Here is a 21,690-nt window from a genome sequence, read left to right as displayed (position 1 = left end):
TAATCAGGGCACGAACTGACCTAACTAAAAAATCAGCCAAGATTAGCTAAATTGCTTGATATATATACCTGCTGGTGCTTTTGGAAAGATATTTATTTGGGATTTTTCACGGATATTTCTATTCTTCATATTAATAAATATATAATTTTAGAAAACTTCGCTTAATAATTTAAGTGTTACATTTTATCTTTTTTGACTTGTCATTAAACAACAATTATTTTAGAGTATTTTATAGAGGTAAATAAGCGAATTACAAGAGAACATATCGGTATAATTACCCTGATAAAATTAGCGATCCCTCATAATAACTTTGTAATTAAGATATTCATCTTTATAAAAACTTTAATAAAACACTATCCGAATTTGGGGACAAATCTAGTCATATCTCATAAGATATGATCATTCAATTACTAAACAATGTGTATTTATTACTATCTTTAGTTAAATTGACTAAAAGACTCTTGATAATAAAAAAATTCAAAAACTTGATTTGACATAACATCTAGTTCCGTTTTGAAGTGCATACTACTACCAAATTCATTGAAAGTTTAAAAAACATGGATAGCGAACAGCATCGACGCTATCAAACCTCTATGATATCAACCTATTATCCTGAAACTAGTTTCCATGACTCTGTTGTTATGCCAGATGGAACTGAGCAATCGCAAGGCTCGGATATCCTCACACGTTTACACAGTGGAGAAGTTTTCGTCGTCAATAGTCGTAGACGAAATGGATTAATCCTCTTTAAACGCTATCATGCAGAGTTTGCCGGCCCTGGGGCTGCTGTGGGTGGGGATTATGATTGTGATTGCCAAAGGGTATTGCCCATAGGTAATCTGTCTTTATTAACTCCCGAATCTAATGAAGAACGCCAGAAGGCTTACTTGATTAGGCGACAGTGGATTCGATTGATCAAACAAATTACAGAAAACCCAGTGCCTGGGCAGCGAGTTCAGAAAATTCTCGATCAGTTTGAGCAATACTTTCCACCAGAAATAGTGGCTCTTTTGCCGGATGTTGCTTTTGCTCTTTTGGTAGGTGTGCTGCCACAAACAGTGGGATTAGTCCGTCGTTTGGGCAGTGAGATGGATAGCCGGTTTAATTATTGAGTAAATTACTAAAATTCCAAATTTGCTAAAACAGCTTGGACTCGATTAATCGTGCGGGCGTTTTCCTCAACTGTCCCGATAGTAATTCGCAATCCTCCGCTAATGTGTCGCACAAGAGTGCCGAGTGTTCTCAGTTTCTGGTGGAAAGTTTTTAGCGCAGCATCTTGTGAATTAAAAGCATTTGGTTTAAGGCGTAGGTAGATAAAGTTAGCAGCGCTTGCAGTAATTTGTAATTCTGGTTGCTGAGATAAAATTTCGATGAGTTTGGCTCGTTCGCTTAAGGTTTGGGGAATCGAGTCCAGCAACAGTGTGCGGTTTTGTAAAGCAAATAATGCTGCCGCTATAGAAAAGCTGGGAAGATTGTAAGGTAAGCGAACTTTTTCTAAGATGGCGATCGCTTCAGGATGAGCGACGCAATAACCAACACGGAGAGCTGCCAATCGGAAAGCTTTAGAAAAAGTACGTAATATTACCCAGTTTGGGCGCTGTGCTAATTCACCTACTAGGGTAGTTTGACTGAATTCAAAGTAAGCTTCATCAACTACTACTAAAATATCCTCGCTTAGACTTCTTAACCATGCCAACTCCGCCGCCGTTAAGCTATTTGCAGTCGGCGAATTGGGATGCACTACGAAAACTACGCGAATAGGGGGATTTTGAGTTTGTTCGATCGCAAACTGTGCGGCGCTTATGTCAATTTCAAAATTTGTTTCATTTCTACCCACCGCGATTACAGGAATGCCCAAAGTTTTTGCCAAAATTCCGTACATGGAGAAAGTAGGATTGGCAACGAGAATTGAACCTTCTCCTCCTAGACAAGTGGCGATTAATAAAGAGCGGATTAGTTCATCTGAACCATTTCCTACAGAAATATTGGCAGCAGTATTAGATAGCGAGAGACCGGCTGATTCATTGACATACTCTGCGATCGCATCCTTAAGTGTTTCGTGTCCACCATCAGGATAACGATTTGTTTCAATTACTTGCTGATATGTCCAGGCTAGCTTCTCTTTTAACTCAGGTGGTAAATCATAAGGGCTTTCATTTGTATCCAGGCGATCGAACTGTGTGGGGACAGAATTGGCTGTATCGCTGCTAGGATGGGGTTTATACGCGGTAAATTGGGCTAAATCTGACCTGATGAAGGGAAGCATAATTTTAGTCATTGGTCATTGGTCATTGGTCATTAGTCATTAGTCATTGGTCATTAGTCATTAGTCATTAGTCATTGGTCATTGGGTTGTTAGTTATTCAAAAGACAAATGACAAAGGACATTAGTTATATGAGAGTCTAATATTTTACAACTTCAAGGTAACTGGCAAAAGAGGCGAATTGCCTGCCAAATTTCTTCCATAACATTACTCAAGGCGTGGTCACTGTCGAGTTCGACTAACTCCACCCAAGGACGTGAACGCGCAAAGTCATGGCTAGCTTCGATGGGAATAACTTCATCCTTTTTTCCATGCAAAATTAGGGTGGGGATAGGACGTTGCAAAAAGTTTTCTTGATATTGGGTAGCATCTTTAACGAAATCGTAACTTAAAGGAATCGATCGCTCCTCCCCATAGTGGTAGACCATGATATATTTTTCTTGCTGCCAACGCTGTACTTCTTCATCGCCTAACTTGGGCAACCAATGGAATAAAAAACCAAAGGCTGGTGCTAGCAGCACAAGGCGTTCTACTTGTAAATATTCCTGTCCCAAGTGGGCTGCGGTCAAACCACCTAAACTTGAGCCAATCAGGGTTACTGGCGTAGAATTATGACTGAATTTTGCGGCAACTTGAGCGATCTGACGAGTGATTGTCAACTGCGAAAAATCACCAGCATTCAAATCGGGAATTTTGAGTTTCGTTTGAATTTTGGCAAAGCGATCGCCTATATCCCGCGCTTTGGTAGAATTAGGACTGGAAGCAAAACCGTGAAGATATATATATTGCAAAGCTGTAGATGGTTAGAAGTTAGAGCTAATAAGAATCTTAAGTTTTAAGTTATGAGTTTATTTCTTCAACTCATAACTCATAACTTTTAACTCCTAACTCTTTATTCTTACCGCATTGTGACAAATTCTTCGGCTGCGGAGGGATGGATACCAACGGTGGCATCAAAGTCTTTTTTAGTTGCGCCCATCTTCACCGCGATCGCTACACCTTGAATTATCTCAGCTGAACTATCACCCACCATGTGAGCGCCTAGCACTTTGTCAGTGTTGCTATCAACCACCAACTTCATCATTGTCTTGTCTTGTTTACCAGTCAAACTATGGTACATGGCACGGAAGCGAGTGTGAAAAATTTTGACGGCATCACCGAGTTTTTCCCGGGCTTCGGCTTCTGTCAAGCCTACTGTTGCGGCTTCTGGGGTAGAAAATATGGCTGTGGGAACAGTTTGGTGACTGAATTCGCGGCGGTTATTTCCAAATTCACTATCAGCAAAGGCGCGACCCTCGCCAATGGCGACGGGAGTTAAATTGATTCGGTCTGTGACATCGCCAACAGCAAAGATATTCGGTTGACTCGTTTGACTATATTCATTGACTGCGATGGCATTTGTGCCAAGGTATCCAGGCCCTTCGATAGAACTAGCCACAACATCAACCGCAGCTTTTTCTAAACCTAGTCCATCTACATTGGGAGTTCGACCAGTCGCCACTAAAAATACGTCAGCAATTACTGGTTCTTGGTCTTCCCCTGATAAAGTTAGTTTAAAACCTTCTGGCACGGGTTCAATTGTTTTCACCACATTATTCTTAATCAGTCGAATTCCGTGGTTTGTCATCCCCTCTTCAATTTCTGTACGAATGTCTTCATCAAACCCCTTCAAAATCTTTTCACCTCTGGTAATTTGTGTCACTTCTGAACCCAAACCACGCATGATACAGGCAAATTCTGTGCCAATATAACCAGCGCCAAGAATGACGATGTGTTTTGGTTTTTCTTTTAGATGAAAGATTTCATCAGAGGTAATGCCATATTCCATCCCTGGTAAATCTGGTTTGATAGGACGACCGCCAACAGCAATTAAAATTTTGTCTGCTGTCACTTTGCGTCCATCAACTTCTACGGTGTGGGAATCTAGCAATGTGGCGCGACCAGAAATTAGTTCTACTCCGGCTTTTTCTAAGAAGTTTATATGTAGTTGCGACAGTCGCCGAACTTCCTTATCTATAGATGTAATGAAATATTCCCAGTCCAACTCAGCATTACCAACTTTCCAGCCATAACCTGAAGCTTCACTGAATAGGGCGGGAAAGTGAGAGCCATAGACCATGAGTTTTTTGGGAATGCAACCGCGAATTACACAAGTACCACCAACTAAATCATTTTCAGCGATCGCCACTTTTGCCCCATAGCTAGCCGCCCGTTTGGAAGCCGCCAAACCTCCAGAACCCGCACCAATTACAAACAGGTCGTAATCAAAAGCCATAAATTTCTGTTCTCTCTAGCAAAAAGTTAGTTCCTGGGAACTTACACACAAAATGTGATTGAACTATATCAAGGATATCTGGTGAACCCTGTTTAAGTCCTGTCCTTGATTTAATCTAGCGTTAGCAGATGTTCTCTGGTCGTAGGGAATATCACTTTTTGCTTTGGTGGGTGTTTCAGGTGGTTTCTGGAGGTTTTTCTGGAGGTTTGACTGGAGGCTCGACTGGAGGCTCGACTGGAGGTTTGACTGGAGGATTGACTGGAGGACTGACTGGAGGATTGACTGGAGGACTGACTGGAGGATTGACTGGAGGATCGACTGGAGGATTAACTGGAGGACTGACTGGAGGACTGACTGGAGGACTGACTGGAGGATTGACTGGAGGACTGACTGGAGGCTCGACTGGAGGCTCGACTGGTTGCGTTATAGTTCTAGTAGTATTATTTCTCCCAGAGCGTTGCTGAGTATTTGATAGGATTTGTCCTATGTCCTCAAAGGAATTTAATGGGGAATCATCCCTAATGGGGTCTACTGGGAAACTGTCTGTAATAATGTCGTTGGTGGAGGAAGTTGAAGGATTAGTAGTTAGCTCTGCAAAAGATGGGTTTTCAACTACTCCCTCACCTGTGATGGGCGACTGGGCGTTCAGAGCCGCAGCAGTTTCAGCTTGAACGCTAGCGATCGCCGGGTCGGCTGTAGGTGTAAGATTTTGCCTAGTTAAATCAAGCCCCCGAACCATATCGCTCGTTTCATAAAAATTTCTGAGATCAAAATCGTATAAGCCCTGAAATTTGCCTTTAACTATAACCATCATCTGTCCTGCTTGCAGCACCTGACTTTGAGAAGATTCCTTATTTGAAACTTCAATGCCACTATTTGTGAGCGCACCCACAATCGTGGTATCTGTTTGTTTGTTATAGCGGACAAATAATGCTGAACCACGAATTGCTGCTGCTGCACTTGGTGTTTGTATGAGTGTTTGCCCCCTTCCAGGTGGGATAAGTAGCAATGCTGTTCCATTTGAGAGTCTAAAACTACGAGTGTTTGGTAAAAATTGAAATATAGCCTGTTCCCCAACCCGTGCCAAAGAGCCGTCATTAAAGCGTAATTCTGCTAGGGAAGCTCGACCAGTTGACAACCCATCCCCAGGAGTTATTGCATCTAATTTGCGTGCAGGACGCTTCTTCTGTCTGTCTCTGGGTATCAGTTGTACTAAGTTGCGGAGGTTTTGAATCTCTGCTCGCGTCAGAGGAGTTATAGCACTTACCCTATTTGGCAAAGGTAGTACTGTAATTCCCCATAAACTAATCGCTAATAATGGAAACGATTTATGAAACATAGTTTGATAATTTCTGAACTTCAACTAATATCAAAAAAGTTAAAGGTTTAAGCTAGTGCTAAACTATTACAGGAAGTTTATTTAAGTAAACTTATCCGAATTTTAATCTAAATTAAATATATAAAATAGCTAATAGGTAAGCTATATATTTAATTTGTTTAAGTTTATATTCTAAAAATGACATTGTGTGCAATCAAGTCTGTGGCAGGTTTAAAAGTTAGTACTTGAAACCAATAATTCACAAGGTCATCAGCTAAGTAGAACGACTTGAAAAAAACAAACTATGTAAAGTAATGTAACTTTAGCGAAAATCAGTTCGTAGTAAGGACTTTAGTCCTGATTTGAGAACTAAAGTTCTCACTACAAACCTTTAATTATTTACCCTGTTCTACTTAAGTCACTCATGAAAAGTTAGATACCCAACTTATTTAAGAAATCAGGTATCTATAAACTATGAATTTTCACTAACTTAACAACCAATGGGTAGCTGGTGTTAGACAGCAATTTTGTCTAACTTTGTTCTTGTGGAACTTGTCCTATCTGTGCCGTCAGCTTCTCTTTATCTTGCTTGCGTTTCTTGGCGTAAAGTTGAATAGTGACCGCCATCAAAATAATCATGGCAAAAATACCCCAGGCAGCGATATCTGTAGGTAAATTATTCTTAAATACAGCCAGTAATACGATCGCTACTAACATAACTGTCGGTGCTTCATTTAAAGCGCGTAATTGCTGACCATTCCAACCGCATTCATCTACTGCTAACTTCTTCATGAGTCGAGCGCAGTAATGATGATAGCCAATTAAAATAGCAACAAATAGCAGTTTTATATGTAACCAACCCTCTTTTAAAATATCCGGTTCAGTGCTTAATAAACCGATAGCCATTGCGATCGTCACAAACATTCCAGGGTTAGTAATGATGTGGTAGAGGCGCTTTTCCATAATTTGATACTGATTTTTCAGTATTGTTCGTGCTGGTTCAGGTTCAAGGTTGGCTTCAACGTGATAGATAAAAAGACGTACTAAGTAGAACAAACCAGCGAACCAAACTACAAATCCGACAATATGAAATGCTTTAAACCATGAATAAGCCATGAATACTAATCCCCTTTACTTGTGGTTCCGATCCATTTTTAGTGGTACTAAAAAGTTCACAAATGCAGCCTAGAATAACATAATAAGTCTGGCAAAAACCCAGAATTATTTCTTTACCACAGATAAATCCTCGGTGTTTTTCTGTTGCTTCATTTTTATAATATCGATTTTTGCCAAAAGTATATTGTCAATGAGCATCTTTACGACGCACAAAGGGTAAAAGGTCTTCCAAGATCGTCTCGTGGTAGTGTTCTTGAGGATAATGTCCGACGTTATTAAGTTTAATTAATTCGGCATTTGGTGCAGAATCTGTAAAATTTTGGGCGATATCCACAGATAACCAAGGGTCAATCATCCCCCATTGAATCAGAATTGGCTGTTGCCATTCTTTAAAGCCAGATTCAATTTCTGTCATTGCTGAATCTAGCTGTAAATTGCGAATACTTGATAAAAGACTCCGCCCAGATGATGAAGTTTTCAAAAATGGTTTTCGATAAATATCTAAATCCTTATCTCCGATGCGATAACGGCTACCACCTTCTAGCGTTCGGTCAACTAATAGGGGGTCTTGGGTCATTACCTCACCTGCTAAAGGTAAACCCATTTGTTTAATTTTCCAGGGTAATTTGGCAGCAGTTGATATTGGTGTATTCAGGATAGCTAAATTGGCAATCTGTTCTGGATGACGCAAGGCATATTGTAGTCCTACAGAACCTAAAAAACCTTGGACAACTAAAGAAAAATATTCAAGTTCTAGTGCTTTGACAAATCCTTCTAAAGCTGTGATAAAAGCATCGGGTGTGTAAGCGAAATCTCGTTTTTCTGGTTTTGCAGAAAAGCCGTAACCAATCCAATCTGGAGCGATCGCTCTTGTCCCTTGATTCCCTAAAGCAGGTATAATATTACGCCAACTGTAACTTTGTGAAACCAACCCGTGTAGCAACAACACGGGGGCTAAATCAGTTCTGCCGATTGGTGAAGATTCTCGATAAAACCATTCCAGTGAATCTACATTGATTTTATGTTCTGTTATTGACACGCTATATTCCTATGGAATTGGGAATTGGGAATTGGGGATTGGGAATTGGGGTTATCCCCCGTCTCTCCCTAAAACCTCCATCAAAATCATAGAACACCGGAGAGTGTCAACGTTAACGTTTAGATAATCATAATATCGCAACAGTTGCCTTAATTTTCTTCTGGTTTTTCATGCCCGAAACTAAGTCTACAGCCTATCCGGTAAGCTCTAAATCGGGGCTTGCTACGTTTAGGGAATAGAGAAATGGTAGTTTTGCGATATCTCGTGATTATTATCACCTACATCGGCTTAGGGCTAGGTTACTTGCCCGGATTGCGGATGAATCGGGCGACGATCGCTATTGTTGGTGCTGCCTTTTTGATGGCATTGGGAGTACTAGATTTACCTGCGGCGTGGGGCGCGATCGATTACAAAACACTAATTTTTCTATTTGGGATGATGGTAATCAGTGCCAATCTCGCCGCCTCTGGTTTTTTCCAGCTTGCCCTTGATTATACAATCCGCCGCATCCACAGCCCATTTGGGTTACTGGTGGTGTTAACTTTTGGCAGTGGCATCCTCTCAGCCCTTTTTCTGAATGATACGATTGCTTTAATTTTGACACCTCTGGTAGTTGGTATTACCCAGTTACTCAAGCTTAAACCTATTCCCTATTTGCTGGCACTAGCAGGTGCAACTAACCTCGGTTCCGTTGCCACTTTAAGCGGTAATCCGCAAAATATCTTGATCGGTTCTTTCTCTGGCATTAGTTATCTAGACTTTGCCAAAGCCTTAACACCACTTGCATTGATCTGTTTGACGATTCAGGTAGGTTTGTTGTGGTGGTTATATCCAGAAGTGCGATCGCTTCGCCCTTACTTAAAAGTTAAACCACCCCGCTACCATGTCCTCAAACCACTGTTAGCTAAAAGTCTATTAATTACCACCGGATTACTAGTAGCATTTTTAATCGGAATTCCGACTGCTGAAGTTACCTTAATTGCTGCCGGATTATTACTGGTAACGCGCCGCCTTAAGCCAGAGCGAATTTTACAACAGGTAGACTGGGATTTACTGTTAATGTTTTGTGGACTGTTCATCCTTACAGAAGGTGTGCAAAAACTTGGTTCTTTGGGATGGCTTTCTCATTTTGCTCGCGATCCCTTGAGCATTTTGGGGATAACGGCGTTGTTGTCAAATTTAGTATCGAATGTGCCGGCTGTACTGCTATTACATCACCTAATTCCCCATCCCGACACCCGCACTTGGCTACTACTCGCGGCGGCTTCAACACTGGCAGGAAATCTCACCCTGCTGGGTTCGGTAGCAAACTTGATTGTGGCGGAGGCTGTTGCTAAACAGGGATATAGGCTCACTTTTGGGGAACATTTGCGATTTGGGCTACCGCTAACTGTTATCACCTTGGCGCTTACCTATTTTTGGATTTATTAACTTTAACGTGAGTTGGATCTCCCTGCATTAATGCATGGGGTAGTTCAGTCTAACTTGTTATGCCAATGCATCGGCTTGCTATGTTAATGCATCGACTTGCTATGTTAATGCATCGACTTGTTATGCTAATGCATCGACTTGCTATGTTAATGCATCGGCTTGTTATGCTAATGCATCGGCTTGTTATGCTAATGCATCGACTTGCTATGCTAATGCATCGACTTGCTATGCTAATGCATCGACTTGCTATGTTAATGCATCGGCTTGCTATGTTAATGCATCTACTTGCAACAATTAGAACACCCTATATTACATAGAAATTATAAAAAGTTTGTGTACACAGTAGCGCTTTTTAGGAGAGCGATAAATTCCTCTAACTGATGTTAACGTTTACGTGCGTGGGAAGATTTGATTCCTGCCAGTTTTCGGTACTTGACTACAGTCCGTCGAGCGATCGCCATGCCAAATCGCAGTTTTAATAGTTGGGCAAGTTGTTCATCGCTGTAGGGTTTAGCTGGTGGTTCTTGTTGAATTAGTTGAATAATCAACTCTTGGATTTGTTTAGGCGTGCGTCCACCAACACCAACAGAAGTACAGAAAGACTGCAATGGCACAATTCGACTTTGCCCGCCGCTAATTAGCAAATAGCGATCGCGCACAATGCGACTGATGGTATAGCGGTTCCCATTCAGATGCGGTACAACATTACATCACGAGGTGTAGGGGCACGGCAGTGCCGTGCCCCTACGGGTGTACCTCACGTAAACGAGAACCGCTATAGCATTTGAAAGCCCCACCGATTGAGCAATTAGCTGCTGAGGTGTTGGTACTAAATCTAAACTGTCCTTACTTGTGAGAAAGGCTTGCTGACGATTAACCAAAAATTGCCCAACTTTGAGTAAATTTTCCTGCCACTGATTTAGTGCTGACAATAAATTTCGTGCTTGTTGTAGCAGTGTTTCCTGCATCTTGTGGTTTGATTGAGCCAGCAAAGCGATCGCTTCTTCATCCAAGCAAAACTCTTGACTAACTTCAGAAGTTAAAGAAACCTGCCACCCATTGGCGTTGAGTTCGGCTTGTAAATCTGGGGTGGCGATCGTGCTATTTAGATATCGCCATTAAGTAAAGAAGTTTGTCATTAAAATGAAGAGCCTGCAACTCAGGAGGTGGAGGAACAAGGGGCGGCCCTTCAATGATTACAGGAATAATTTCGGGGGAACGCAATCCATCAGAACCCTGTCGTTCAAGGGCATACAACACTTCTTTAAGCACCCACGGCGATTCTTTCGCAGCAGTAGACCAAAATAGTAAGAAGAGATCCCAATCATCAATATTACGATAAAGTTCTTGCTCCCAGCGATCGCCAGGTTCTAAATTCAGGATATCTTGAAAAACTGTAATGCCACTTACAGCTAGTCCCTGCACCCTTTTAAGAACTTCTATCCGGTCTTTAGAAGAATAAGAGACGAATGCTTTTCTATAATGTCGAGCAACTTCTCCTGCTAACTGAGGCTCTTTTGATGTAGAAGATGCAGAAGCAATAATCGATAGCTTAAATTTTAGATGACCGAGGGGAATTGTATTTTGACTGACAGTAACAGTTCCAATAATTGTTTTTTGAGTAATATCAGCAGGAACCGTTACTCCAAATTGAATAGAACTTGCTCTACCATTCCAACTCAACTGTTGAATTGGCTCGTCTACTTCTAGTTTTGGAATAGACAAGTTAAAAGTGAGTTCACTTCCCCGTTTAATCGGTACTCCTAAACTTCTAACTCCTAACTGTTTAGCTTCAGGATCAAATTCTTCAGCATCCTGTTTGACAAATTCAACTTGTTCAGGAAGATGAACAAAGACTTGGACGAGGAACATATCATCTGGAGTTATAGAAGCAGGACTGAATACACTACAATCCACCAAATCTTTGTTTATATCAGCAGGTTGTGAAGCTCGTTCTTGAATAGTTGGGGTTTCTTGTAGCTGCGCTTTCAGCCGCTTAATAACTTCTTCTTCAACCTCGATATCGCCGCCACCTTTACTAAACTCATTTACTAGAACACTATTATCATTTGGTTCTACCTTGAACGTAATGGGGATCTGACTCCAATCTCCACTCGTTTTTTTAGGCTTTTTTATATTTGGCGGCGGTTGCAGAAACTTCTCCCCAGGATATGCTTGAGTGTATTCAGATAAATTCCCTAAAGCAGATATCTCACGAAGTAAACTCCGTAAAGCAGATATTTCAACATACTTTTTATGGACAAACCATGTATCTTTGCCATTGATAGAGTCTTTCAACGTAATTCTGTAATATTCTCCCTCATCAGTATAAGAAATTACTTTAAGAATACTTTTGACTTGAATGAGAAATTTTTCATCTTCAGCTAGTTCCGCTAACTCAATTGGACGAATTTTCAGGAAAGTATCAGCAGTTACTGTAAAGACAAACATAATAATTAACTCTTAGATGATTAATAACTTAGAAGTTTTAAACCTAAAAAGAGAGCCGCAACAGTTCCCGCTACAGAAATTTCTCCTTGAATAATTTTATCTAAAACTGATTCTATAGGAATAAATAAAATTTCAATTTCTTCTGTAATATCGAGTTGTTGCTCTCCGACTTTGCTCACATTTTCTGCTAAAAACAAATGTATTTGATTGGTATCTTTACTTGGTTTATCGTATAGAGTTCCAATTTTTCTAAATTCTTGGGGTATATAACCAGTCTCTTCTGTGAATTCTCTAATTGCGGCTACTTCGGCACTCTCTTTTATCGGATCGAAATTCCCTGCTGGTAGTTCTAAGAAAAATTCACCTACTGCATGTCTGTATTGCCGGACAAAAATAACTTCTCTATCACTAGTAATAGGTAAAACCATCGCCACGTCTGGTTTAATATTGACAAAATAATCATCTATGATTTTACCATTGGGCAATTCTATTTCATCTTGCCTTACTTGACACCAAGGGTTATCTAAAACCATTTTTGATTTTAAAGTCTTCCATTTTCTTAAGTTGTTCATAAATTTAGTAACCAATAAAATTATGTCTAGGAACTTTAGTAACTAAGTAATGAATGTAAAAAAGTATAACAGATACATCCGATAATCTAAACTTTAAACTTACACTGACTTTTGCAATAACATAATATTATGTAAAAGAAATATGCAAATAAATGTAAATTTATTTACAGTAAACAAGAGATTTCCGTTGACCATTAGTCGAGGGACAACGGCACAGACAACGAATGTATGGGTGAGGATTTCAGATGATGGTATCGAAGGCTGGGGGGAAGCATCGCCATTCGGTGTGGGCGATCGTCGACAATCAACTGATACAATCAAAGATTCTCTAGATCGAGTTGTGCCACTGTTGCAAGCATTTAGCCCTTTGCAGCGACAGCAAATTGAGCAAGTTTTAATCCAAAACCAGGTTCCTTCTGCTGCTAGGGCAGCCTTAGATATGGCAATGCACGACTGGTTGGGTAAGCGTGTAGGATTACCTTTGTGGCAAATTTGGGGACTCGACCGCAATCAAATAGTACCAACCTCAGTAACAATTGGGATCAATTCGCCTGAAGGTGCGAGAGCCAGAGCGCGAGACTGGTTACAATTTACCGATGTCCGCCTTTTTAAGGTGAAGTTAGGTAGTCCCGATGGCATAGATGCAGATAAAAAAATGCTGTTGGCAGTGCGAGAAGAAGCACCGGAAATAGAATTATTTGTTGATGCCAACGGGGGTTGGAGTTTAGAAGATGCGATCGCAATATGCAATTGGCTGGCTAATTTAGATATAAAGTATGTAGAACAGCCATTACCACGAGGTCAGGAAAAAAGTTTAGCAAAACTCAAAGAACACTCTCCCCTACCCATCTTTGTCGATGAGAGTTGCTTCACAAGTTCTGATATCCCCGAATTGGCAAACTACGTGGATGGTATTAATATCAAACTGATGAAATCAGGGGGATTAACAGAGGCAATGCGAATGGTACATACAGCGCGAGCATATCGGTTGCAAGTAATGTTCGGTTGCTATTCTGACAGTTCGCTAGCTAATACAGCAGCATTACAGCTTGCGCCACTAGCTGATTATTTAGATTTAGACAGTCACCTCAACTTAATCGACGATCCCTTTACAGGTGCATTGCTAAAAGAAGGTAGAGTTTTGCTAAACGATTTACCAGGTTTGGGGGTAAAACACAGTGCGTCTACCACTTAATCAACGAGTAGCTATCTTACTTCACGAGGGAACTATTGGAACTCACGGCAAAACAGGACTCGCAATTTTACGTTACAGCGAATCACCAATTGTAGCCGTCATCGATCGCGAATGTGCTGGCAAATCTCTGACAGAATTAACAGGTATCAAACGTGATATACCCATTGTGGCATCGGTAGCCGCAGCCTTAGAGTACAAGCCAGAAGTCTTAGTAATAGGTATTGCTCCAAGTGGTGGTGCTATCCCCGATGATTACTGGCTAGAAATCAAAAATGCTCTAGAAGCTGGGATGTCGTTGGTGAACGGCTTACATACACCAATGGCAAGCATCCCGGAGTTAAATGCACTAGTCAAACCAGGGCAATTAATTTGGGATGTCCGCAAAGAGCCGCCTAATATAAGTGTTGCCAGTGGAATGGCACGCACCCTCCCCTGTCGGCGAGTTTTGACGGTGGGAACCGATATGGCGATCGGTAAAATGTCAACTAGCTTAGAGTTACATTGGGCCTCAAAACTGCGGGGTTGGCGTTCTAAATTTCTCGCCACAGGTCAAACTGGGGTGATGTTAGAAGGTGATGGCGTGGCTTTAGATGCCGTGCGGGTAGACTTTGCTGCTGGTGCTGTAGAACAGGTAATCATGCGCTATGGCAAAAACTACGACATCCTGCACATTGAAGGACAAGGTTCGCTGCTACACCCTGGTTCAACGGCAACCCTACCCCTGATTCGTGGTTCGCAACCAACTCAACTGGTATTAGCCCATCGGGCGGGACAAGTTCATGTCCGCAATCATCCCCATGTAATAATTCCACCTTTATCAGAGGTAATTCGGCTTTATGAAAGCGTTGCTAGTGCTGGTGGTGCTTTTGCAAGGGTTCCTGTAGTGGGTATAGCACTGAACACAGCCCATTTAGATGAATCTGCGGCTGAGGAAAGCATCGCTCAAGTCACAGCAGAAACCGGGCTACCTTGCACCGATGTAGTCCGTTTTGATGCCAATGTGCTTTTGGATGCGGTGATGAAGAATTAGGTTCTGACCTTATCAAGAAGCAAAACTTTAGTTGCTTAAAGACGAATCCGAGCAAGTTGAAGGAAGCTTAACAAGAAGTATCTTGCTCCACTTTGCCACATAAGGGCAATTTACACCCCCAACTTACCGGGGGTTTTTTATGGCAGTTAAATTAAGGGGACATGCAACGACGGTACCTAAAACCGCTTCGCCTAAATTCTCTATCCTTGATAAGTAATTTTTTACTAACTCATCAGCTTTTTTTGTCAAGCCCTATTGACATTTTGTAACAAATTTGTTAAATTTAGTTACATAAGTAAACAAAAGAAGAGAAAAAAATATGTACACTACTGTAAATGAAGACGGCATTCTCAATAACTACGCAGCTGAACCCAAGGTATACTACGCAGAGTACCCAGCAATTTGGGAACAACGTAAATACGTTTTACAGGGTCTTTTTGCAACTTTAATTGTCACAACTTTAGTTTTGGTTGGTTTTAGCGTTAGCTAAGATTTTTCCATTGCCGTATCGCTGTATCTTATTGTCATTCTCACTTCTCTCTCAAGCCTCGGTTAGTTTCGCCGGGGTTTTTTGTGTTTTACCCCTGTGCGTTGGCAATGCCTGCCGTAGGCATCGCATTCCAAAGGGCGACATTGTAAAATAACTGCGATCGCACATAAAATAAAGACAAATTAATAAAAATGGGGTGTTATATGGCAACCCAACTCGGTGAAGCTAAATCTTCAACAGAACTGATAATATCTTGGGAAGCGTTGCCCGCAGATTTTCAGTTAGAGGATGAACCAGTGGAAAATACAGGTCAGCCACTATTAGCTGGTGCTTTGCGCGAAAGCCTTGAGATAAGTGGTTTCATTCAACCCCAAATGTTAATCGCCTCAAATTTTGGACTTTGTGCGACGATAAACGATCGGTTTGTAGCAAAATCACCTGACTGGGTTTATGTTCCAGCAGTAAATGAAGTCTTAGCAGAACGCAAAAGCTATACACCGAATTTAGAGGGTGACATTCCAGCCGTGGTGATGGAATTTCTATCTGACACTGACGGTACAGAGTACTCTTTTAAGCGAATCTATCCACCAGGAAAATGGTTTTTTTACGAGCAGATTCTTCAAGTACCAATCTACGTGATTTTTGACCCTAATGGCGGTTTGTTAGAATATTACCAACTCGAAAACAGACGCTACGAATTACAACAACCTGACGAAAATGGCCGTCATTGGATTGATTCAATGGGCTTATTCTTAGGAACTTGGCAAGGAACAAAAGAAGCCAGAACTGGTTACTGGTTGCGCTGGTGGGATGAGGCAGGTAATTTGTTACCTTGGGCAGTAGAACAAATTGAGCAGGAACGTCAACGCGCCGAACAGGAACGTCAGCAAAAAGAACGGCTAATTGCCTATTTACAATCTCAAGGTATCGATCCAAATAATTTGCCAGATAGCTGAGTTACTTAGTTTAAGCAAAAATTAAGTGCTAAGTGCGATCGCTTTATCTATATTTTGCTAATTCTTCATAAAAGTAGTAAAAAATACACTTTTGCATAAGTAAGTTTCAGTATGGAACGAATTTTGAAGGAGTGGGGTATTATGCAGAAATTCAAGTACAGCTAAAAAGCTACTGCCAGAGAAAAAAGTAAGAAAAGAAAAAAATAACGTTTTTGATGAATCAAAAAATAGAATTATTCGTCACTTAAACTATCAATTCCTTACTTGTTTTTACTGGAGGATGATTTATGTCATCACAACTGTTGCGATTGATATCTTTAGGCAGTATTGGCTTATCTTTGTGTCTGGGCAATTCGGCAGCAATGGCGCAATATGATTCTACTGGCGATGGTGGTGGTGTAGTAGTACCAACAGTGCCATCAGATGGGTCATCAGTTCCAATAGACACATCAACAGGTATACCCCCTTCATCCTCAGCTGATGGTACAACTCGGTTTACCTGTCAGACTTACAACGGTCAGTCCACCGTTATGTATCAGCCACAAAGTCAACCAGGACAATTTTTTCCTTGGGCGGCACCTGCAACTTTAGGCGGTGGTTGGGACGCACAAAAGCGTTGTGCAGCAATTGCCAGTCGTTTAGAACTTTATCGTCCAGATGGTTTACAAGAACTCCAGACATCTGTAGAAAATAACGAAAATGTTGTCTGCGTCACAACTGAAGCTAACCCAAGCTGTAGAATTGTGCTGACAGTACCGCGTGGTAAAGATCCCGTTGTCATCCGCAACAGCATTTTTCAAAACTTGACTACTGCTGATAACGGACAGCAGACTATAGCCGTTAACACTTATGGCGATCGCAGTAGTGGGGGAAGCGAATTATATAATTTAGGACGCACACTTCTAGGCAGTGGCAATAATCGAGTTAGTTCATATAGAGGTGGCATTAATCTCAAACCTTTCCTCGATCGCAAAGATGGTGGAACTGCGAATAAACTCCGCAATGGAGTCGCAATTGGTCGTCAGTCTCAACCTAACTCTGTTCGCTTAAATCCTCGCAATTTCCGGTAGGTAATAAGAAATTGAAATCAGCCTCTGGTTTAGTTATATCAACCAGAGGCTATTTTATTTTAGAGCTTTTATTTTGTCATCATGTCCCGCCAGGATTAGAATGCACTTGCAGTAGGGCGGACAATGATTTCATTGACATCAACATCATCCGGTTGGGATACAGCATATAATACGGCTCTGGCGATCGCATCTGGGGTCAGTGCGGTTTTGCGGAGTTCTTTCAAAAAGCCTTTTGCTGGTTCGTCCGTGATATCTGAGCCGAGTTCAGTCTCAACCACGCCAGGGGATATTATTGTAACGCGAATATTTTTCGATTCTTGACGCAATCCATCGGATATAGCCCAAACAGCATATTTTGTGGCGGAATAGACTGCGCTGGTAGGGCCTACCATGTGTGCGGCGATGGATGCGGTATTGATAAACTGTCCACCACCTTGCGCTTCCATGATGGGTAGACCAGCAGCTATACCATTTAAAACACCGTGGATATTCACGTTAATCATGTTGTCCCACTCTTCGACTTTCAGGGCATTTATCGGCGATAGGGGCATCACGCCTGCATTGTTAAAGATGACATCGACACGACCAAATTTCTCTTTAGCAAAGTGAATGAACGCTTTCATATCCTCACGATTAGCGACATCTACGGCTTTGAATTCTGCTGTGCCGCCTTCATTGTGGATATCTTCAACAATCTTTTCTAGCTTTTCTGTGCGCCGTGCCCCTAAAACCACATTTGCACCATTTTTGGCGAGTAATTTAGCAGTGGCTTCACCGATACCGCTACTGGCTCCAGTGATAGCAATGACTTTGTTTTCTACGTTTAACATGGTTAATTTTTCCTCTGTTGAGGTTGAACTTTGGATGTGTTCATCGTATGAGTAAGCACAAATATTTGGAATACACAGACCTCGCGCTTTATTGCCTAATTCTCCAAATCGATGTTCTACAATGTCCACAAAAGAATGATTAAATTAATCGAAGAACATTGTGACAATAAAAATCATCAACCCAGTCATAAACCAAAGTGCGATCACTCATCAATGTCAAGAATTGGCGGCACTCGTCACTCGTCACACCGATGGCAAAGGGAACGGTTTTCATAAAACAGCTATTGAGCAGCTGGAATTTCAGCGAGAATCTTCTGTTTACACTGCACTAAAGGGTGTTTGCGAACCTATCCTCGCTATCCTTGTCCAGGGCAAAAAGGAAGCGTTGCTGGGTGAGGAAACCTATTGTTATGGCGCGGCTCAATATCTGGTAGTCTCGGTTGATTTGCCATTAAGCGCGTTTATCGTTGAGGCAACCCCAGAGCAACCGTATTTAGGATTCAAGCTGAATCTAGATCCACGTCAACTCTGCGATCTTATTGCTCAAACTAGTGTGATTGAGGGTAAGAAGAACTCCGTCAGAGGCTTATTTGTCAGCACTGTCGATATACCATTGCTCGATTGCGCTCTCAGACTGACACGACTTTTGGATATACCACAGCATATTCCGATTCTTGCACCACTGATTATCCGCGAAATCTATTATCGCCTTTTAATGGGCGAACAGGGCGAAGCTGTCCGCCAAATTGCGACATCTGGCAGCAACATGCAGCGCATCGCCGAGGTAATAAAACTCATCAAGGCTGATTTGACAAAACCGATGCGGGTTGAGGAGCTAGCTGGGCAGGCAAGTATGTCTCTTTCATCTTTTCATCACCATTTTAAGTCAGTGACATCGATGAGTCCGCTTCAATATCAAAAGCAATTAAGACTATTAGAAGCACGTCGCCTGATGCTTGCCGAAAACTCCGATGCGGCTAATGCTGCCTATCAGGTGGGTTATGAGAGCCAATCACAGTTCAGCCGCGAATATTCCCGGATGTTCGGTGCGCCACCGATGAGGGATATTGAACGTTTACGCACAGCCTAAGCGTTGACACAATTACTTACTTCACAAATCTTCATCAAAATTCTATTCCGATATATCGGAATATATCGCGATATATCGTATAGTAGAGAAAGTTGATTAGAGATTGATTTATGTTTAGACATTTTCGTTCACGGTTTGGCGCACCTGCATGGGCAGGAGTTAGCGAAGAGGATTCATTGCTTGTCAGGTCTTGGTTTGGGCATGATAAGCATCATGGTAGAGAGCATGGCAAACATTTTGGTAATGAAATGTTTGGTCGTGGTTGGGGAGATGAACATCGCACTCGTCGGGGTGACATCAAGTTCATCCTGCTGGAATTGTTATCCGAGCATCCTAGTCATGGTTACGACCTGATTAAAGAAATGGAAACTCGTTATGGTGGTTTCCGTCGCCTCAGTCCTGGCTCAGTGTATCCAACACTCCAATTGCTGGAGGAAGGGGGTTATCTCAAGAGCGCACAAGAAGGTGGCAAGCGGATTTACACGATTACTGATGAGGGTAGACAATTATTAGCAGAACGTTCCCAACAAGAAACTTCAGATTCTCCTTGGGATACCGTCAAAAGTTTCGTCAAAGGTAAGCCCCAAGAGTTTATTGAGTTGCGGAATGCTGCAACAGAATTAGCTGCTGCTGTGGTGCAGGTTGCTCGTAGTGGCAATGTGGAGCGGATAAATCGGGTGCGTGAGCTTTTAGAGCAAGTTAAACGGGAAATTTACGCGATTCTGGCAGAAAAATAAGTAGAGATGCAAAAATTCGCGTCTCTACATTCTCAGATTTTGCGTTTACAGGTTAGAAGCGATCGCACTTAAATCTTCTTCAATGAATGAGTTAAGCAATGTCCACAACTGCAAATCAGTAAAATCTGGAATTGCCATAAATGCGCCGACTGACTGCAAAACTAGCGGATCGTGGGTGGAAGCGATGCCAATAGTGCGGATATCTGCGCCCACCGCCGCCCGAATACCAGAGGGAGAATCCTCTAATGCGATCGCTTCCTCTGCTGAAATCTCGAACTTATTCAGAGCGGCTAGGTAGGGTGCAGGATCGGGTTTCCCTGCAATACAATCATCCGCTAAAACAACTGCATGGAAAGCTTCTTTTATTCCCAATACTTCTAGCATAAATTCTGCATTTAATCTAGGGGCATTAGTTACTAATGCCCGCTTTAACTGATGTGTCTCTGTCCATCCTAGTAGTTCAGAAAATCCATCCAATGGTTTAAGATTCGAGGCGAGTTTGCGGAAAAGCGCCTCTTTTTCGTCTGCAAATTTCTGCCCTTCTGCGGTTGATAATTGTGGCAGAATATCCTTAACAATTTCTGGATTTAAGCGTCCGCTAATTCGGGATTTATAAAATGTTTCGTCGATTTCTATGCTGTAATTTGACAGCATTTCCTGCCAAGCTCGGTAGTGTATGGGGTCAGTGTTGACAATAGTCCCGTCTAGGTCAAAGAGAATTGCAGCCAGCATGATTTTTGGGTAAAATGTAAATAATTGTAAACTTAATTTACATAGTTTACATCGTTTTTTGTCCTTAGCGATCGTTCTACGTCAATAGAGGGGAATACTTACACTGTGACGGAAGTTTACGTAGCTTTAAGATAAGGGACTTAAGCCCCTTGTGAATTATTGATAACCTTCTATGTAAGCAAATGCTAACCGCTACAAACTTTTTTCGCGTTGATGACTTACTGGTGCAGATTTACAACTCTGAAGCCGAAATGGCCGAGGATGTTGCCGAAATCGCCCAAAAGCATTTACAGCAGGTTCTCAAACAACAGGATACAGCTGCTGTATTGTTAGCAACAGGTAACTCCCAACTCAAATTTCTTGATGCTTTGATTGCATTGGGTGGTGTAGATTGGTCACGGATTATTCTGTTCCATCTAGATGAATATTTGGGAATTACGGCTGACCATTCTGCGAGTTTTCGGCGCTATATGCGAGAACGTGTAGAGAAGCGGGTTGCTCCTAAAGAGTTTCACTACATAGAAGGTGATACATTAGAACCAGTAGGAGAGTGCGATCGCTACACTAAACTATTGCAAGCGCAACCAATAGACTTATGCTGTTTGGGTATTGGCGAAAATGGGCATTTAGCTTTTAACGATCCAGCAGTAGCAAATTTTCAAGATCCATACAGTGTGAAACTAGTGAAACTGGATACAGTGAACCGTCAGCAACAAGTAAGCACAGGTCACTTTCCAAATCTAGAAACTGTTCCACAGTATGCTTTTACTGTCACCATCTCAGCAATTTGTTCTGCTAAAAAAATTATCTGTCTCGCTCCAGAAAAACGTAAAGCGAATGTGATAAAACAAATGTTACAAGGAGCTATAAGTACAGACTGTCCAGCTTCTATTCTCCGTCAACAATCCCAAGCCACGTTATTTTTGGATGTCAATTCTGCTAGTGGTCTGTCCCATTAATTCTGAAGGGTTATAAAAGTTTGTAGTAAGCACTTCAGTGCTTAAAATTGAGCGATAAATCGCTCACTACAAACCTTGTAAAACTTATGGGACAGACCACTAGCTTGTCGTGAAGACGGATTGGGGAATAATTCC

Annotated in this window: 20 protein-coding genes and 1 pseudogene; 10 read left to right on the top strand and 11 right to left on the bottom strand. The window is 41.7% G+C overall.

Going from position 1 to position 21,690, the window contains the following annotated elements; genetic code table 11:
• Window positions 1–557: 557 nt before the first annotated feature.
• Window positions 558–1,112 (top strand): hypothetical protein, encoded by a 555-nt coding sequence (locus CDG79_RS03655; protein WP_094340814.1) that lies wholly within the window; start codon window positions 558–560, stop codon window positions 1,110–1,112.
• A gap of 8 nt (window positions 1,113–1,120) precedes the next feature.
• Here the strand turns inward: CDG79_RS03655 and CDG79_RS03650 are convergent, their stop codons facing one another.
• From CDG79_RS03650 to CDG79_RS03625, 6 genes are all read right to left on the bottom strand, one after another.
• A complete protein-coding gene (locus tag CDG79_RS03650) occupies window positions 1,121–2,266 on the bottom strand; it encodes a histidinol-phosphate transaminase (protein ID WP_189524869.1) in 1,146 nt (381 codons plus the stop codon).
• 153 nt (window positions 2,267–2,419) lie between these two features.
• Entirely contained in the window at window positions 2,420–3,055 is a 636-nt protein-coding gene (locus tag CDG79_RS03645) for a YqiA/YcfP family alpha/beta fold hydrolase (RefSeq protein ID WP_094340809.1), read from the bottom strand.
• A gap of 107 nt (window positions 3,056–3,162) precedes the next feature.
• Window positions 3,163–4,539 (bottom strand): glutathione-disulfide reductase, encoded by a 1,377-nt coding sequence (gene gor / locus CDG79_RS03640; protein WP_094340807.1) that lies wholly within the window; start codon window positions 4,537–4,539, stop codon window positions 3,163–3,165.
• Window positions 4,540–4,714: 175 nt separating this feature from the next.
• On the bottom strand, window positions 4,715–5,878 hold the full coding sequence (locus tag CDG79_RS03635; protein WP_094340805.1) for a FecR family protein: 1,164 nt from the start codon (window positions 5,876–5,878) through the stop codon (window positions 4,715–4,717).
• A 510-nt stretch (window positions 5,879–6,388) separates the two neighbouring features.
• The gene (hemJ, locus tag CDG79_RS03630; RefSeq protein WP_094340802.1) at window positions 6,389–6,973 is read right to left on the bottom strand and encodes a protoporphyrinogen oxidase HemJ; all 585 of its coding nucleotides are present in this window, start codon (window positions 6,971–6,973) and stop codon (window positions 6,389–6,391) included.
• A gap of 187 nt (window positions 6,974–7,160) precedes the next feature.
• On the bottom strand, window positions 7,161–8,012 hold the full coding sequence (locus CDG79_RS03625) for an alpha/beta fold hydrolase (RefSeq protein ID WP_094340800.1): 852 nt from the start codon (window positions 8,010–8,012) through the stop codon (window positions 7,161–7,163).
• A gap of 243 nt (window positions 8,013–8,255) precedes the next feature.
• Here CDG79_RS03625 and CDG79_RS03620 point away from each other — a divergent pair, with 243 nt between their 5' ends.
• The gene (locus CDG79_RS03620) at window positions 8,256–9,443 is read left to right on the top strand and encodes an anion transporter (RefSeq protein ID WP_094340797.1); all 1,188 of its coding nucleotides are present in this window, start codon (window positions 8,256–8,258) and stop codon (window positions 9,441–9,443) included.
• A 383-nt stretch (window positions 9,444–9,826) separates the two neighbouring features.
• Here CDG79_RS03620 and CDG79_RS44710 read toward each other — a convergent pair.
• From CDG79_RS44710 to CDG79_RS03595, 3 genes and pseudogenes are all read right to left on the bottom strand, one after another.
• Window positions 9,827–10,411: pseudogene (locus CDG79_RS44710) on the bottom strand (hypothetical protein).
• A gap of 133 nt (window positions 10,412–10,544) precedes the next feature.
• A complete protein-coding gene (locus CDG79_RS03600) occupies window positions 10,545–11,894 on the bottom strand; it encodes a toll/interleukin-1 receptor domain-containing protein (protein ID WP_094340785.1) in 1,350 nt (449 codons plus the stop codon).
• A 20-nt stretch (window positions 11,895–11,914) separates the two neighbouring features.
• A complete protein-coding gene (locus tag CDG79_RS03595) occupies window positions 11,915–12,466 on the bottom strand; it encodes an NUDIX hydrolase (protein WP_094340782.1) in 552 nt (183 codons plus the stop codon).
• Between the two features lie 142 nt (window positions 12,467–12,608).
• Here CDG79_RS03595 and CDG79_RS03590 point away from each other — a divergent pair, with 142 nt between their 5' ends.
• The 5 genes from CDG79_RS03590 (at window position 12,609) to CDG79_RS03575 (ending at window position 17,207) form a co-directional block, all read left to right on the top strand.
• A complete protein-coding gene (locus CDG79_RS03590; protein WP_094340781.1) occupies window positions 12,609–13,661 on the top strand; it encodes a dipeptide epimerase in 1,053 nt (350 codons plus the stop codon).
• The gene (locus CDG79_RS03585; protein ID WP_094340780.1) at window positions 13,645–14,691 is read left to right on the top strand and encodes a DUF1611 domain-containing protein; all 1,047 of its coding nucleotides are present in this window, start codon (window positions 13,645–13,647) and stop codon (window positions 14,689–14,691) included. Before CDG79_RS03590 ends, CDG79_RS03585 begins: the two co-directional genes overlap by 17 nt.
• 319 nt (window positions 14,692–15,010) lie before the next feature.
• Window positions 15,011–15,181, top strand: coding sequence for a photosystem II assembly protein Psb34 (gene psb34 / locus CDG79_RS40690; protein WP_143855409.1), 171 nt, complete (start codon window positions 15,011–15,013; stop codon window positions 15,179–15,181).
• 203 nt (window positions 15,182–15,384) lie between these two features.
• Complete coding sequence (locus CDG79_RS03580; protein ID WP_094340779.1) at window positions 15,385–16,137, top strand: Uma2 family endonuclease; 753 nt, start codon at window positions 15,385–15,387, stop codon at window positions 16,135–16,137.
• Between the two features lie 287 nt (window positions 16,138–16,424).
• A complete protein-coding gene (locus CDG79_RS03575) occupies window positions 16,425–17,207 on the top strand; it encodes a COP23 domain-containing protein (RefSeq protein ID WP_094340778.1) in 783 nt (260 codons plus the stop codon).
• Between the two features lie 95 nt (window positions 17,208–17,302).
• Here the strand turns inward: CDG79_RS03575 and CDG79_RS03570 are convergent, their stop codons facing one another.
• Window positions 17,303–18,037, bottom strand: coding sequence for an SDR family oxidoreductase (locus tag CDG79_RS03570; protein ID WP_094340874.1), 735 nt, complete (start codon window positions 18,035–18,037; stop codon window positions 17,303–17,305).
• A gap of 157 nt (window positions 18,038–18,194) precedes the next feature.
• Here CDG79_RS03570 and CDG79_RS03565 point away from each other — a divergent pair, with 157 nt between their 5' ends.
• Both CDG79_RS03565 and CDG79_RS03560 read left to right on the top strand, forming a co-directional pair.
• Entirely contained in the window at window positions 18,195–19,127 is a 933-nt protein-coding gene (locus tag CDG79_RS03565; protein WP_094340777.1) for an AraC family transcriptional regulator, read from the top strand.
• A 110-nt stretch (window positions 19,128–19,237) separates the two neighbouring features.
• Window positions 19,238–19,864 carry a PadR family transcriptional regulator gene (locus CDG79_RS03560; protein WP_094340776.1) on the top strand — a complete coding sequence of 209 codons (627 nt, stop codon included), beginning with the start codon at window positions 19,238–19,240 and terminating at the stop codon, window positions 19,862–19,864.
• Between the two features lie 45 nt (window positions 19,865–19,909).
• On the opposite strand, the gene CDG79_RS03555 is transcribed toward CDG79_RS03560, so the two are convergent.
• Window positions 19,910–20,596 (bottom strand): HAD family hydrolase, encoded by a 687-nt coding sequence (locus CDG79_RS03555; RefSeq protein WP_094340774.1) that lies wholly within the window; start codon window positions 20,594–20,596, stop codon window positions 19,910–19,912.
• 182 nt (window positions 20,597–20,778) lie between these two features.
• On the opposite strand from CDG79_RS03555, the gene CDG79_RS03550 reads away from it, so the two are divergent.
• Entirely contained in the window at window positions 20,779–21,555 is a 777-nt protein-coding gene (locus tag CDG79_RS03550; RefSeq protein ID WP_094340771.1) for a glucosamine-6-phosphate deaminase, read from the top strand.
• The last annotated feature ends 135 nt before the right edge of the window (window positions 21,556–21,690 follow it).

The sequence above is a fragment of the Nostoc sp. 'Peltigera membranacea cyanobiont' 232 genome (assembly GCF_002245985.1).
Classification (GTDB): Bacteria; Cyanobacteriota; Cyanobacteriia; order Cyanobacteriales; family Nostocaceae; genus Nostoc.
This window is presented reverse-complemented; position numbering and strand designations above follow the sequence as displayed.